This is a genomic window from Thalassotalea nanhaiensis, from assembly GCF_031583575.1.
Taxonomy (GTDB): domain Bacteria; phylum Pseudomonadota; class Gammaproteobacteria; order Enterobacterales; family Alteromonadaceae; genus Thalassotalea_A; species Thalassotalea_A nanhaiensis.
Genome location: NZ_CP134146.1, coordinates 2,374,405 through 2,389,376, shown reverse-complemented (window position 1 = coordinate 2,389,376; position 14,972 = coordinate 2,374,405). Strand labels below are relative to the sequence as shown.

General features: G+C 37.8%; 12 protein-coding genes and 1 tRNA gene. 5 read left to right on the top strand and 8 right to left on the bottom strand.

The features are described from left to right. Window positions 1-33 precede the first annotated feature (33 nt). Window positions 34-1,029: a helix-turn-helix transcriptional regulator gene (locus RI845_RS10535; protein WP_348386130.1), complete on the top strand. Its 996-nt coding sequence runs from the start codon at window positions 34-36 to the stop codon at window positions 1,027-1,029. Window positions 1,030-1,062: 33 nt separating this feature from the next. Here RI845_RS10535 and RI845_RS10530 read toward each other — a convergent pair whose 3' ends face one another. The 3 genes from RI845_RS10530 to RI845_RS10520 all read right to left on the bottom strand — a co-directional run bounded on the left by RI845_RS10530 (window position 1,063) and on the right by RI845_RS10520 (window position 7,246). Next, entirely contained in the window at window positions 1,063-3,387 is a 2,325-nt protein-coding gene (locus tag RI845_RS10530; protein ID WP_348386129.1) for a TonB-dependent receptor, read from the bottom strand. Between the two features lie 264 nt (window positions 3,388-3,651). Further along, the gene (locus RI845_RS10525; protein ID WP_348386128.1) at window positions 3,652-4,668 is read right to left on the bottom strand and encodes an AraC family transcriptional regulator; all 1,017 of its coding nucleotides are present in this window, start codon (window positions 4,666-4,668) and stop codon (window positions 3,652-3,654) included. A 184-nt stretch (window positions 4,669-4,852) separates the two neighbouring features. After that, entirely contained in the window at window positions 4,853-7,246 is a 2,394-nt protein-coding gene (locus RI845_RS10520; protein WP_348386127.1) for a TonB-dependent receptor, read from the bottom strand. Window positions 7,247-7,650: 404 nt separating this feature from the next. Between RI845_RS10520 and RI845_RS10515 the strand changes: the two genes are divergently transcribed. Together RI845_RS10515 and RI845_RS10510 are read left to right on the top strand one after the other, a co-directional pair. Further along, window positions 7,651-8,061 (top strand): DUF1810 domain-containing protein, encoded by a 411-nt coding sequence (locus RI845_RS10515; protein WP_348386126.1) that lies wholly within the window; start codon window positions 7,651-7,653, stop codon window positions 8,059-8,061. A gap of 136 nt (window positions 8,062-8,197) precedes the next feature. Next, a complete protein-coding gene (locus RI845_RS10510) occupies window positions 8,198-8,755 on the top strand; it encodes a hypothetical protein (RefSeq protein ID WP_348386125.1) in 558 nt (185 codons plus the stop codon). Window positions 8,756-8,781: 26 nt separating this feature from the next. Here the strand turns inward: RI845_RS10510 and RI845_RS10505 are convergent. Both RI845_RS10505 and RI845_RS10500 read right to left on the bottom strand, forming a co-directional pair. Continuing rightward, window positions 8,782-8,858: transfer RNA gene (locus tag RI845_RS10505), tRNA-Val, on the bottom strand. Window positions 8,859-8,991: 133 nt separating this feature from the next. Continuing rightward, entirely contained in the window at window positions 8,992-10,383 is a 1,392-nt protein-coding gene (locus RI845_RS10500; RefSeq protein ID WP_348386124.1) for an MATE family efflux transporter, read from the bottom strand. Between the two features lie 52 nt (window positions 10,384-10,435). On the opposite strand from RI845_RS10500, the gene RI845_RS10495 reads away from it, so the two are divergent. After that, the gene (locus RI845_RS10495) at window positions 10,436-11,098 is read left to right on the top strand and encodes a riboflavin synthase subunit alpha (protein WP_348386123.1); all 663 of its coding nucleotides are present in this window, start codon (window positions 10,436-10,438) and stop codon (window positions 11,096-11,098) included. Window positions 11,099-11,138: 40 nt separating this feature from the next. Here the strand turns inward: RI845_RS10495 and RI845_RS10490 are convergent, their stop codons facing one another. The 3 genes from RI845_RS10490 to RI845_RS10480 form a co-directional block, all read right to left on the bottom strand. After that, on the bottom strand, window positions 11,139-11,321 hold the full coding sequence (locus tag RI845_RS10490) for a hypothetical protein (protein WP_348386122.1): 183 nt from the start codon (window positions 11,319-11,321) through the stop codon (window positions 11,139-11,141). Window positions 11,322-11,837: 516 nt separating this feature from the next. Continuing rightward, window positions 11,838-12,044, bottom strand: a complete 207-nt coding sequence (locus RI845_RS10485) for a CPXCG motif-containing cysteine-rich protein (RefSeq protein WP_348386121.1) — start codon at window positions 12,042-12,044, stop codon at window positions 11,838-11,840. 172 nt (window positions 12,045-12,216) lie between these two features. Beyond that, window positions 12,217-12,828 (bottom strand): START domain-containing protein, encoded by a 612-nt coding sequence (locus RI845_RS10480; RefSeq protein WP_348386120.1) that lies wholly within the window; start codon window positions 12,826-12,828, stop codon window positions 12,217-12,219. A 208-nt stretch (window positions 12,829-13,036) separates the two neighbouring features. On the opposite strand from RI845_RS10480, the gene thrS reads away from it, so the two are divergent. Then, a complete protein-coding gene (gene thrS / locus RI845_RS10475; protein WP_348386119.1) occupies window positions 13,037-14,947 on the top strand; it encodes a threonine--tRNA ligase in 1,911 nt (636 codons plus the stop codon). The last annotated feature ends 25 nt before the right edge of the window (window positions 14,948-14,972 follow it).

Sequence of the window (14,972 nt, the reverse complement as noted above, 5' to 3'; positions counted from 1 at the left end):
TGCTTACACACTTTATTACAACCAATTAACATTATGAAAAATTTACATTTAATCGATCGCAGTAATGCATTTCCACTGATCCGCTTTTTGCAAATGAAGAAAGCACCGGTAGAGTTGTTATTAAGTCAGGCGAATTTACCGATAGCATTATTAGAAAATAATCAGGAATATGTTGCTACCTACCCATTATGGAAGCTCTTTGATCTGGCGAGCGATTATCTACAAGTAACTGATCTTGGGTTTTTGGTCGACGAAGCAGAAGGTGATAGCGTTGTTGAGCCGCTTTATTCGAGTATAAAAGCTGACGCGTTAAGCCTGCATGATGCCTTGCGTTTGTTAATCGAACGAGTAAAGGAGATATCAACTCATGCAAAGCTATGGCTATCGTATCAAAATAAAGGTGTATGGCTATTTGGTGGTCATGGTGAAATTGAAGTTGATGGGTTGGTTCAAATGGAGCAATTTACTTTAGCGCTTTGGGTCCGTTACATTCGAAAGTATATTGGTGATTCATGGTCGCCAGAGGCAATAACATTACATAGGCAAGATCAAGGTAAAGCGGTACATCAACGTTTCTCTAATGCACTTATTACTCAACATCAGCACAAAGTAGGCTTATTTATAAGTAACGAGCAACTTGGCGAAGCAAATCCTGAATTAGAGATCAATTTCGAACATCATGTTTTAGCTGATGACCATTTTAGAGACAAGTTATATCACGCGTTAAAGTCATTCAATGCAGAAGGGTTTCCCTCATTAGAACAATCGGTAAGCTTACTTGGCTTATCTAGGCGTCAAATTCAACGCCGTTTAGCAAAAGAAGGCTCAAGTTATAAACAAGTACTACAGCAAGTACGCTTTGATTCAGCCGTTCACTATCTTGAGCATAGCGATTTAAAAATTCACCAAATCGCTGAAGCGCTTGGGTATACCGTGCATAGCCATTTCAGCCGTGCGTTTCAAAAGTGGACAGGTGTTACTCCAATTGCATATCGTGAATTTAAAGGCAATAAAAAAGACGGCTTATAGCCGTCTTTGTAGAACTAATTAATAACATTTTAATTAGAAATTGTAAGTACCTTGTACCGTTACTGTACGAGGAGCACCAGGAACTACCACATAACCCACGATAGGTTGGGTGAAGTTGTTGATTGCTTCGTCAGTTAAGTTTTTACCTACAACTGAGATAGACCAGGTTTCATCAGAATTCATTAGGCCGATACGAGCATCTACACGCTCATAGCTTTCTTGAACACCCATAGGGTCTAGTGTACTTTCAGTGTAGTATTCATCGCTGAACGACACATTAACACCTGCAGTTAACACTAACTCATCAGTAATTGGCTGGTATAAATCAGCAAAAATATTACCTGAAAACTCTGGTGCAAATGGTGTGTTCTCACCTGTTTTATCACAAATAGCTGTATCAGGTATTGTTGGTGTTTGGCCAACATAACAAGTACCAAGTTCAAATTCTTCGTATTCTGAAGAAAGGTAAGCAACTGATGCACCGATTGTTAGGTTTTCAGTTAATAAGAATTTAACATCAGCTTCGAAACCTTGTGATAAAGACTCACCAGCATTTACAATCGCCGTATCTACTGTGCCATCATCGTTAAAGGTGAACGAGTTTTGTTGTAGATCTTCATAAATTGTATGGTAAATGGCTAAATTAGCTTGACCACGACCATCCATAAAACGAGTTTTGATACCAAGTTCAATTGATTTTGCAGTTTCATCATCAAAATCTAGGGCTTCTGCACTGCCAATTGATGTTGAGAAACCATAACCACCAGATTTCTTACTGACACTTAATTTTGCATAAGAATTTGTATCATTGCTAATGTCATATTGGGCGATGACTTCAGGCATCAGGTTTGTAGATGTTTTATCATCTTCTAGACCAGCAAGCGTACCGCAAATAGCAGCCAAACCCATTGATTCATAAACATCTGTTAAGTTAGGTGTTAACTCCATAAAACCGCCGGCACCGTCACTGGCTTTCATGAAACATTCTAAGTTTTCACGGCCAACTTCTTTTTCTTCGCTAGAATAACGAACACCTGCAGTAATTCTAAAGTCGTCGCTAATGTTGTAAGTTCCACTTACAAAAGGAGAGATAGTTGTTGTGTCTAAAGTGTTTAAGAAAGAACCACCGATAGATAAACCTGTACCTGTTGGACCATCACCTAAAATTGCAGGACCTAACGCACTAACTGTAACGTTCTCTAACTCACTCGCGGCAACATATAAACCAGCAATATAGGAAAAATTACCTGTTTCTGGTGAAGTCAGACGAAACTCTGCACTGTTTTGAGTAAACTCTTCATAGATTGAAACCGATAAAAAGTCTCCAGGTAAAGTGGCCGTATTGGTAATTAAGTCAAAATCACTGGTAGAATGACCAAAAGTAGCAGTCACTAGATGATCACCCATAGAATAATCAGCTTTTATCGATGCATTTAACAGCTCATGGTACATACCTGGGCCTTTATCGTTCCACCAACTAGAAAGTGTACTAGATGCATTACGGGTCCAGTCCATTTCACCATCAATACCTAATGGCATAAGAGGATGATTAATAGTTTCGCCTGTTTCACCTAAAGTTTCTGCGTCAGCATAATCTACTTTAGTGGTAATTTTTAAGTTATCAGATGCGTCCCAAACAAGAGTTCCACGTACGATAGTTTCATCACCGTCGCCTTCATCTTGGGCTTCTTGGCCTGTTAATGCGTTTTCATATTCGTTGTAATAGAAACCGTCACCATTATCAGTGTAACGAACTGCTAAACGAGCACCAACATCGTCACCTAAGCTGCCACCGGTTACCGCGCCAACGTTGTAACCCGCGTATTCTACTTCATAACCTGCAGAAAGGTTTAAGAACCCTTCATCACCTGGTTGTGTGCTTGCAGAGTTGACTGTAATAGTACCCGCAGTTGCATTTAAACCGTAGAGAACAGCCTGTGGACCACGAATAATTTCTACACGCTCAGCGTCAAAAAATGGTGCTCGATATTGACGAGAACGCGGCATATATACACCATCAATGAACATACCAACTGATTGTTCGAATGAACGTTCGTTACCTGAACCCATACCTCGCATGGAAACAGTTTGTACACCTAAACCAGAGCCAATGTTGATATTTGGCATAGATGTAGTTAAATCTTCTAGGTTTGCTAAGCCTTTTTTAGCAATGTCATCACCATTAATTGCTTCTAAAGAAAGCGGTGTCTCTTGAGCTGTAGTGATACGTTTTGTCGCAGTAACTTGAATTACTTCAAGACCTTTTAATTGTTCGTCTTCTGCTGCAAAAGTAGGAACTGCAATAGTGCTTCCTAATAATGCAACGCTTAGCGCAGTTGTAATTTTATTCAGTTTCATAGCTTTTCTTCTCTAATGGGTAAACACAAATATCCATAGTTATTTACGAACGCCGTCAATGGCAAAACTTTGGTTTCAGACCAATATTGTTATTTTGTGTAACTCGATACTGTCAAAAAGTTAACAGCTGCGCCTGTCAATAATTGCCAGAGGGGTGTCAAAATCGGACGGTAAATGAGAGATTGAAATAAATGACTAGAAGTATTATCTAAATGACCAAACATGCTAAAAATCAAATGTTTGGCCAAGTAGAAATTAGGATGATTATGCTTGGTTTTTATACGAACGAGGGGACTTTCCAAACCATCTTTTAAATGATCGGGTAAAATTACTACTATCTGTGTAGCCTAATCTGTAGGCAATGTCACTGGTTGCAAAGCCTAAGTTTAAATACTGAATTGCCAGCTCTTGGCGAGTTTCGTCGAGCAAGTCTTGATAGTTAAGATCGAGTTTTTCTAATTTTCGATGAAATGCTCTTGGGCTCATAAATAACATAGAGGCAATTTTTTCACGACTACATTGGCCCGTTGGTAATAATTTAATTAGCAGTGCCTTAACTTGATTCGGTAAATCACCTGTTTTTAACTTGTTCAATAAATCAGTAGAGAGAAGGTCGTTTTGTGATGCGATTATTTCATTAGCGCACGCTAAAGGTACATTCATGTCTCTATTACTAAACACTACTTTTGACTCAGCGCTATTATAGAAGATCGGACATTGAAAATAATTTTCGTATTTTACTTTAATCGAGTCTTCTAGGCTGAAAGGTAAATATATTGCTTCAAATTGAAAATCAGGGCGATATACCATTCTAACTAGTTTCAGAATAACGGCGGTAAAACAGGTATGGTGCCAAACGTTGGTGTTTTCTCTATAGGTAACGAGTGGATGTAATGCCAAACTAAAGTTATTTCCTTCCTGAACGAATGAAAGTTTATCGAAAGTAGTGATAACACTATAAAATTTTTCAAGGCGTAAACAAAAGTCTTGTAAGGTATCACTACACATTAAGGCAATGCCTACCGCTTGAAAACTTGCAGGGTTAATTTCTTCTACCATTTTAAAGGCAAACAGCGGGTCTTTTAATTTTGTTACCGCGATTGAATAAATTTGGTCGGCTATGTCATACGATACTCTTTGGTAACCATCTTTGTATTTTGATAAATCAATGCCAAGTTCAACTAAGTCCTGATCGATATTGATATTTGCGGTATTCAATACTTTTAAAACACTTTTTATATTATTAAAAGAGGTTGAAAACTCTGAGTAAGTAGCTGTCATGGTAACCAAGCGTCCATACAATTGAATTGTTTTTAGAAGATAGAATTGAATAAATGGTAAAGGTTTTTTATTAAGTTGGCAAAAAAAGATAAATTTTTTACTGAAAAGGCGTTGTTGAATTTTGAATGTTTCATAAAAAAGCCCGCGATAATCGCAGGCTTTTCAAGACGTTATTTAGTAATAATTAAAAAGTGTAAGTACCTTGAATTGTTACTGTTCGTGGTGCTTGGGTATAACCGATCATACCTAAGAATGGTAAAGATGAACCAATCGTTTTCTCTTCAGTAATATTCTTAGCAACAACTGATAAACTCCAGTTATCATCGTTAGTAATACCAATTCGAGCATTTACTTTTTCAAAACTTTCTTGCTCACCTGCAGGGTTTAATGAACCTTCAGTAAAGTAAGAGTCAGAGAAGTTTACATCAACACCAGCAGTGAAGAATAAGTTATCAGAAATTGGTGCGAAGATGTCTGCGTAAACTGATCCAGAATATTCTGGCGCCATTGGTGTTGTTTCACCTGTTTTATCACAGCCGCCAATATCTGGTTCATTTACGTTTTCTGTTTGCCCAGAATAACAAGGACCAGCTTTAAAGCTTGAATATTCAGAAGTTAGTGTTGCTACGGAAGTACCTAATGTTAACCAGTCTGTTGCAGCCCAGTTAAATTCTATTTCGATACCGTCTGATTCAGATTCACCAGCATTTCCAATGACACCAACTGGTGCCTGGCCTGGTTCTGTGATCCAAGATTGCAACTGTAAATCGTCAAACTCAGTATGGAAAATAGTAACATTTAACTCTGCATCACCATTTAACAAAGAAGACTTGTAGCCTAGCTCGTAACCTAAAGCAGTTTCATCCCCATATTCAACATCTTTTAATCGAGATAGTGAGCCAGAGAAGTTAAAGCCACCAGCTTTTACACTTTCGCCCACTTTTGCATAGATAACCGCGTCATCTGAGATATCCCATTGTACAACGACTTCAGGCATAAAGTTTTCAGATGTTCTGCTGTCTTTATAACCGTTGAATGTACCACACAGAGGAACGGCGCCTATTGTGCCATCCATAGCGTTTTCAGGAAGGTCTGCTAATTTAGTGTAGCCATTTAAGTCTTCAGCGGTTGGATTTACTAGCATGTTGTAGCCAAATAACTCACAGCTGCCATTTTCACGTGCATAATCTTTGTCTTGTGACGTATAACGTCCACCAAAGATAAAACGAAAATCATCAGACAAGTTATAAGTAACGCTGGCAAAAACAGACATAGTATCTGTGTCTTGCATTTGAGCAGGATGTGAAACTATACTGGTACCAAAATCAGCACCTAGTAAAAAGTTAGCAGCAGCACCAGTAACATTTACTAATTCACCTTGATCAACATAAGCACCAACAACATATGAGAACGTTTGGTCTGTAGGAGATGCAACACGTAATTCAAACGCTGATTGTTCATAGCTTTCGTCAATTTCACTTCCCAGCACATCACCTGCATAGTTTCCTAAAATTCCAGGTACCGCACCTAAAATTAGCTCTGCTTCTGGATCAAAAGATAAGGCTGCAACATTATATAATTGCACATAGTCGCTACTAGAGTTGGAAAGGTTTGCAGTAAGAGTATGATCACCCATTTGATAGTCAGCATTAACTGAAACTGCGAATAATTCATGTTCTAAACCAGGAGTCATATCTGACAAAAGTTTAGTGGCGTCAGTATCTGTATAGCGTTTCCAGTCGTATTCAGTATCTGAGTTTAATCCCATTGCGGCAGCAAATTCTGCGCTTGGGTATATGTTTTCGCCGTATTCACCTTCTTCAACAGCGTCAGCATAGTTTACTTTAGTCGTGATTGTTAAATCATCACTTGCATCCCACACAACTGTTGCTCGAACAAGCGTTTCCTCGGTGGTGTTTTCATCTTCACCTGTATACAGGTTCTCAACATAGCCATCGCCTGTATCGTTATAACGAACGGCTAAACGCATACCTACGTTATCGGTACTTGTACCTGCAATAACATCTGTGCGCATTCCTGAATATTCTGTTTCATAACCACCGGCAACTTTAACAAAAGTATCATCACCCGGTTGAGTTGAAGCGGAATGAATTGCAATAGAGCCTGCTGTAGCATTTAAACCAAACAGAACTGATTGTGGACCACGAAGTACTTCAACACGTTCCATGTCAAAAAATGGTGCACGGTAAGAGCGTGAACGAGGCATATAAACATCGTCAATAAACATAGCAACAGATTGTTCAAATGATCGGTCTGCACCAGAGCCCATACCACGTACATTTACCGAAGTGGTTTGTGCACCTTCATTAATGAGTATATTTGGAATACGATCAGTCATTTGTTCTAAATTGCTGATGTTATTCTTTTCTAAATTTTCACCCGATATAGCTTCAATTGCCATTGGGATTTCTTTTTCAGTTGTAACACGTTTAGAAGCGGTTACTTCAATAACCTCAAGGCCACCTAATTTCTTATCTTCTGCTGCATAACTCGGAGCTGCGATTGCAGTGCCTAGTAGAGCAACGCTTAGCGCTGTTGTAATTTTATTTAGTTTCATAGCTTTATCTTCTCGTTGGGGTAAACACAAACTTCCTTAGAACTTTATTCGTGCCTTCAATGGCAAAACCTTTGGCTTAAGACCAATATTGTTATTTTGTGTAACCCGATAATGGCAAAATGTAATTTTCATTACTTGTCAATATTTCCTATTCGTCAGTCATTTTTTACGTGAAGAGTTAATAATGTAACTTGAAGGGGTGCTAAATGATTGTTTTTATTTCTATTGTAGTAAAGGTTTAGCAAATAAATAGGTGAAAAACGTTAAAAGTAGCGCGAAATTTTACGGTTTGTTTTTAACTTAGCGGTTGTTGTTTCCTTATTTTAAAACATCATTAGTCATAACCACGACTTTGACTATACTTGTTTTACAAATTCACTTTGAACCCTAAAACAGTTAGTAATATGCCATTGTTAAAATTTATCAGAGCTCAAGACAAATGCTGGCATCGGGTATGTAATGAACTGTCTGCTGGTAAAAAACAAAGCCATTGGATTTGGTATGTGTTTCCGCAAATCTCTGGGCTTGGGCATTCAGAAAATGCAGAGCATTACGGAATAGAAACGGCTGAACAAGCAAAAGATTACTTCAGCAACCCTAAATTAAGGCTTAGATTAATATCGGCAACTCAATGTGTTTTAAAACATCAGGATAAACGACTCGATGAGATCATGGGAAAACCTGATGACCTTAAATTTATATCGAGCATGACTTTATTTTATAAAACCACTGAAGAAGATATTTTTAAACAGGCACTAGATACGTTTAATAATGGCGAATTTTGCAGCCAAACTGTCGACTTTCTTAGTAAATAATTTCTGCTATCTAAAGGGCTGTAACCACCTCAATAAAATCTTTAAAAACAATAAGTTTTAAGTTTTCATAGGCCTGCTACAAAGCTAATTAACTTGTTTTTAACATTTGTTTGTTTTATCTTAAGTAGGTGTTTAAATGAGATGGATTATCATGGCTTCTAGAACAATAAAAAAAATAGAATCCTTATTTAGCGAAGCGGTTAGCAATGGCGATGTTATCGTGCGTCCTGCTGAAAAGAGCAATAATTCTAAACCTACCTCGAACTATTCAAATCAAGAAGCCTTGCTTAATGGTATGTGGATCATTACCAATAGGGTTTCTTTACAAGATGCTGCACAGCTGTTTAATAACTGTAGTTTGTCTATTGTCTGGGGCTTTAAAAAAGTCGCTACGGAATTTAATAATTGGCACTTAGAGCCTGAGCCAAATGATACTGACTCCAAACTAATTGAAGAAGAGTTATTAAAAAGTAAGGTCATTATTGCCGATCTTAATTCACAAATTTCTGATTTGAAGGCAATTCTCGCATCGGCAAAAGAAGAACAACCAGCGTTAATAAACCGTGTCACTTTACAATACATAAATGATAGCCGCAGACATACCGTAGATTCAGCTAAAGAAGAAGCGCGTATAAAAGCAGAGAAGAACGCTGAAAAACAAGCGGATCAAGTTAGAAAATTATTAAGTATTTAAATTAAATCGTAAAAAATAGAAGTAGATGGTGCTCGCTGCGGGACTCGAACCTGCGACACCTTGCATGTCATGCAAGTACTCTAACCAACTGAGCTAAGCGAGCGTATCTTTGAATTGCGCGTTGAATGATTCAACGTCGCTATGTTATCCAGATGTTTAATTTGTTGCAAGTGCTTTTAAGCAGTTAATTGTATTTATTGGTTTAACTGCTTAAAAGGTAGGCAACCATCGATTGATTATATATTTATGGTTTCACTTCCTTTGGGAAGAATACCTTGATCAGCTCTATTTTGAATCACTTTTAAACGCCACCACAAAAATACTGCCGCGGTTGTTAATCCTGTTATAAATCCAATCCAGAAACCGGCAGGGCCCATTCTAGGTACGAACCAGTCGGTTAAGCCTAATATTAACCCTATGGTAAGGCCAACCATCCAATAAGAGACAAAGGTGATATACAAGATGGATTTTGTGTCTTTGTAGCCCCTAAGTGCTCCTGCTGAAATAACTTGTATAAAGTCAGAGAACTGGAATAGGGCGGCTAAAAACATTAATTGTACCGCAAGAGCGATTACTTCTTTGTCATTGGTATATATCAGCGCTATTTGTTCTCTAAAGACAATAGTGATGGTTGCAGTAACTATTGCGATTAAAAACCCTAAGAACATCGAATTTGTACACATGTCTTTTGCTTGTTGAAGTTGGTTTTCGCCAACCGAGGTGCCTACTTTAATCGTTACCGCTAATGCTATAGATAACGGCACCATAAACACCAACCCTGAAAAGTTTAATGCAATTTGATGACTCGCCACAATTTGTGAGCCAAACGGGGCGAGAATAATCGCCACCACTGAAAATAGAGATACTTCAAAAAGTAATGAAAGGGCGATTGGAACACCCAAGGCTAAAATAGTCTTTATTTCTTTTATATCAGGGAATGACATGCTTTTAAGTAAGTTTATATGGGCAAGTTTTTTTGACAAATAAACGTAAATCAACATGCCAACAAACATTGTCCAGTAGACAATCGCAGTGGCTATACCACAACCAGCGCCGCCTAATTCTGGCGCACCAAAAGCACCATATATGAAAATATAGTTTGCCGGAATATTAATGATTAAGCCGATGATAGAAATCACCATCGTTGGCTTGGTGATACTTAACCCTTCAGCGAAGTTTCTTAATACCACATATAAACAAAAGCCGGGGCCTCCCCAAACAATGTAGCTTAAGTAATCCAGCATTAATCGTTTTAACTCGGGCTCTAGGTCTACATGTTCAACGATCAATGGTTGTACAGCATAAAAGCCAATGATCACCAATATCGATAATACCAGAGCTATCCAAGCTGTTTGTATGGTTGAATGACCTATTCTCTGGGATTGTTTTGAGCCAGCAAACTGCGAAACAATGGCACTTAGCGCCATTACCACCCCTGCTATGGTTAAAATTATTGGAAGCCATACTGAGCTTGCTACTGCCACTGCTGCTAAATCTGTGGCACTCACACGACCCGCCATAACGGTATCTGCAAAACTCATTAAAGTTTGTATGAGTTGTGCGATTAATATTGGATAAGCTAACTTAAGCAGATCTTTTGTATCGGTAAAAAATTTATCTAGAGTCATGGCTGCAAAGATCGGATAATGAAAATAATAAGAAACAAGTAAGAGATGATATATGTTTACCGGAATTGTGCAATCTACTGGACAAGTTAATTCAATTAAAATTGGTGATAATTTCAAGCACATTGAAATATTGGTACCAATTCAGTTCATAAATAATTTAGAAACTGGTGCCAGTGTCGCTAATAATGGTGTTTGTTTAACCGCAGTTAACTTCGCAAAGTTTGACGCTAACACTGCCGTTATCGGTTTTGATGTTATTGATGAAACGCTGCGCCTTACGAATCTAGATGCAATTAAAGAAAATAGTTTAATTAACGTTGAACGTTCGATGAAGGCAGGGGATGAAATCGGCGGTCATATCGTGTCGGGTCATATTCATACTATGGCATCTTTAGTTGAACGCATAGATTCTACGGATAATTGTCAGCTTAAATTTGCAATAAAAAGTGAATGGAAAAAGTATATTTTTGCTAAAGGCTTTATTGCCGTTAATGGGGCGAGTTTAACATTAGGAGAAGTAGAAACTTTAGATAATGGTGATTGCGAGTTCTTATTACACTTAATTCCAGAAACCCTAGAGCGTACTAATTTATCTGTGCTAACGCTGGGTGATAATGTGAATATTGAGATTGATCAGCAAACCATGACAATCGTTGATTCCATTGAACGTATCATGAGCGAACGACTCTTGACAGAAGGTTCGCTCAACGTTTAGTTGCACTGGCATGCATTTATCAGGTTAATTACTAATTTACTTAACCGTATATTGCGATAACTAATGTTAGTGCCAATATGGTTGCCACAGCTAATTTTCCTAGTTTGTTACTAGCAAGGCCACTATTAGTTTGAGGCTCTTTACAATACTGCTGTGATAATGGGAAGTCTTGTAACGGGGTATAATTACTTTCGTCTTTATGTTTCATTTCTAATGCAGTCATGTTCATTAATCCTAGAATTTTAAATTAAAGTTTTGATTTTTCGGCTTTGTATTAACCGGAAACCTTAAATAAGTTGGTCAAATTATAACCTGTGCGAACGTTAATACTGTGTTAAATTGTTTTGACCTGTAACCTGATGTAACCATCCCGTATAGTGAAATGAATGTTCCTTTGTAGAGCCCATTTTACTTGAATATTGTGAGCTAAAAAAATATAGATTATCTAGCTTTCACTATGTGGAACTTACACTTACGATTATAAAAATGGTGATTGATTCTTAGACTTAGAATGTTAAATTTGAGTATTACTGATGACGGAGGTTAGAGGTTTAGATAAATACAAAGCAGGGGTGGAATAATATTGTAACTAGAATGTTCCACTATGGTAGATGCAGTAATGGGCAGTAAACTATTAGAAGAGCTGGTTAGATTTGTTTAAATACTTTCTATGAACGTTTATTTTCTAACTTATACCTACTTTAAGGCCAAGTTAATGCAGTGTTTACTCAAATTGGCGTTAATAAACTAACTCATCATCGGCATCGACCATTAACTGAATTTTTTGATTGTAGTCATCAATATGCATATTCATATGGATATCATTACAACATGCAGGGCATGATTCATAGTAATTTTGGTCGCCTTGCGTGGTATCTATTGTAATATGTAAGTGGTGCGCACAGTGTGGGCACTCAATGGTTTTACGACTTACTTCTTGGGGCATGACAGCCTCCTAATAATCTCTCTGTTATTTCTGTTAGTTCCTGTTTTTATTATGGCTGACATTGAATATTTTGCGTTGTTTTTAAGGCTCGAATTGAGGCTTTTTAGCAACTATTTTGTAACCCTGTAGCTAAGCAATTGTATTTGCTGAATAAAGGCTTTTTGAAGTTTCATTATTTATTAATGGGCTTGAGTTTTCTTAACTTCTTGAAGCTGTTTTCTAATGAGTGTAAAGCAAATTCGTTACTTAACCATGCAGGAAGGCTGCCTGCTGGGTCAAAGCTGCCTCGATAACTGACTTTGATGTTGTTGTCATCTAATCGTTGTGCCTGCCAAAGAACGTTAACTTTTTTAACTCTAATTTTATTTTTGTTTTTAGGTAAATATTCATTATAGCCAGTGATCTTTATTATCAATGAGTCAGCTGTTTTCTCTATGACTTTGGATTTAACCAGCATTTCTCTAGATTGTACCGGGCCGAAACTTTCAAATAGCGTAAGTACCACGGCTGAATCATCATCTAAGGTGGTCAGTAATTCGCTTGAAATTACTTTATCAAGCCAGATAGGGGCCAGTTTTGGATCAGTGAGTATGGTAAAGAATTCATCAATGCTGCCGCCAATTTTAATTGAAGCATTTATTTCGGTGAACTTAGAGTTTTCAAGCTTTTGATATTCAATTAAAAAATCATTGTCATTTAAATAGGTCTGCCATTTAGCCTGACATTGTTGGCTAAATAACAAAACAAAAATTAAGAAAAAACAATGTTTGCCTGTTAAATTCAATTAAGCACTCCAAATTAACGTGTTAAGAAGTAGAACAATGATTGCAAAACAGGGCATTTTCACCTATATTGCGCCTTTCAAAGAATGTTTATATTCTTACATACTTTCAACACATTGTACCAGTTGTAAAAATCAATGCGTACAAGGTGAATTTTTAAATTTATTACAAGTGACATTACGTAGGTGTCACCACTGTTGAGGAAATATTGTGCCAGTAATTACTCTCCCTGACGGCAGTCAGCGCAGCTTCGAAGAATCAGTTTCAGTTATGCAAGTCGCTTTGGATATAGGTCCAGGTCTTGCAAAAGCGACCATCGCCGGTCGAATCAATGGCAACTTAGTTGATGCTTGTGAGTTAATTGAAGAAGATGCTTCATTGCAGTTAATCACCAGTAAAGATGCCGAAGGTTTAGAAATTATTCGTCATTCTTGTGCACATTTATTAGGTCATGCAATTAAGCAATTATACCCTAATGTAAAAATGGCCATTGGACCGACAATTGAAAACGGCTTTTACTATGACATCGATCTCGAAGAAAAATTAAACGACGATGACTTAGAAAAAATTTCGAAGCGAATGACTGAACTTGCCCGTACTGGCTATGAAGTTGTTAAGAAAACTGGTTCTTGGCAAGATGCTTACGACGCATTTACTGAGCGCGGTGAAACATATAAATTAGAAATTCTTGATGAAAACATCGACAAATCTGATACACCAGCGTTATATCATCACCAAGAATACATTGATATGTGTCGTGGTCCACACGTTCCTAGTATGCGTCATTGTCATCACTTTAAATTGATGAACGTTGCTGGTGCATACTGGCGCGGTAACTCTGACAACAAAATGTTGCAACGCATATACGGTACTGCATGGGCTGATAAAAAGCAGCTTAAAGCATACATTCAGCGTTTAGCTGAAGCTGAAAAACGCGACCACCGTAAAATTGGTAAAACTTTAGATTTATTCCATTGGCAAGAAGAAGCGCCAGGAATGGTGTTTTGGCATAATGATGGTTGGACTATTTACACTGAGTTAGAAAAATTTGTTCGTGAAAAACTTCATGAATATGATTATGACGAAGTAAAAGCGCCAATGATGATGGATAGAAGTCTTTGGGAAAAATCAGGTCACTGGGATAAATACGCAGAAGCGATGTTTACCACTGAATCTGAAAAGCGTGAATATGCGATTAAACCAATGAACTGTCCAGGTCACGTACAAATATTTAACCAAGGGTTAAAATCGTACCGCGACCTACCATTACGTATTGCTGAGTTTGGTTGTTGTCACCGTAACGAACCATCGGGTTCATTACACGGCTTAATGCGTGTGCGTGGATTTACTCAAGATGATGCCCATATTTTCTGTACAGAAGATCAGGTACAAGCGGAAGTGACTAAATGTATCGATATGGTTTATGACGTATATGGATCATTTGGTTTTGAAGATATCGTTGTTAAATTATCTACTCGTCCTGAAAACCGCATTGGCTCTGATGAAGTTTGGGACAAAGCGGAAGAAGGTCTGGCTAAAGCATTATCTGATGCTAATATTGAATTTGAATATTTACCGGGCGAGGGCGCTTTCTACGGTCCTAAAATTGAATTCACATTAATGGACTGTTTAGGTAGAGCTTGGCAATGTGGTACTGTACAATTAGATTTTGCTTTACCAGAGCGTTTAGGCGCAACTTATGTTGGTGAAGACAACGAACGTTACACGCCAGTGATGATTCACCGAGCTATTTTAGGTTCATTAGAGCGTTTTATTGGTATTTTGATTGAAGAATTTACCGGTAAGTTCCCAACGTGGTTATCGCCAATTCAGGTTTCAGTCATGAATATTACTGATAAACATGGCGAATATTGTAGCCAAGTTGTAAAAAAATTGAAAGAAAATGGCTTTAGAGCAAAAGCGGACTTGCGTAATGAGAAGATAGGCTTTAAAATCCGCGAGCATACTTTGAAACGTGTTCCTTATTTACTCGTAGTGGGCGATCAGGAAATGGAAGCAGGTGAAATTGCTGTCCGTACACGTTCAGGTGAAGATTTAGGAAAATTGTCTGTGGATGATTTCATCGCTAAACTTAGCGAAGAAGTGAAAACACGGGCGTAATATTAGTTCTCTAGGAGGAACAGGC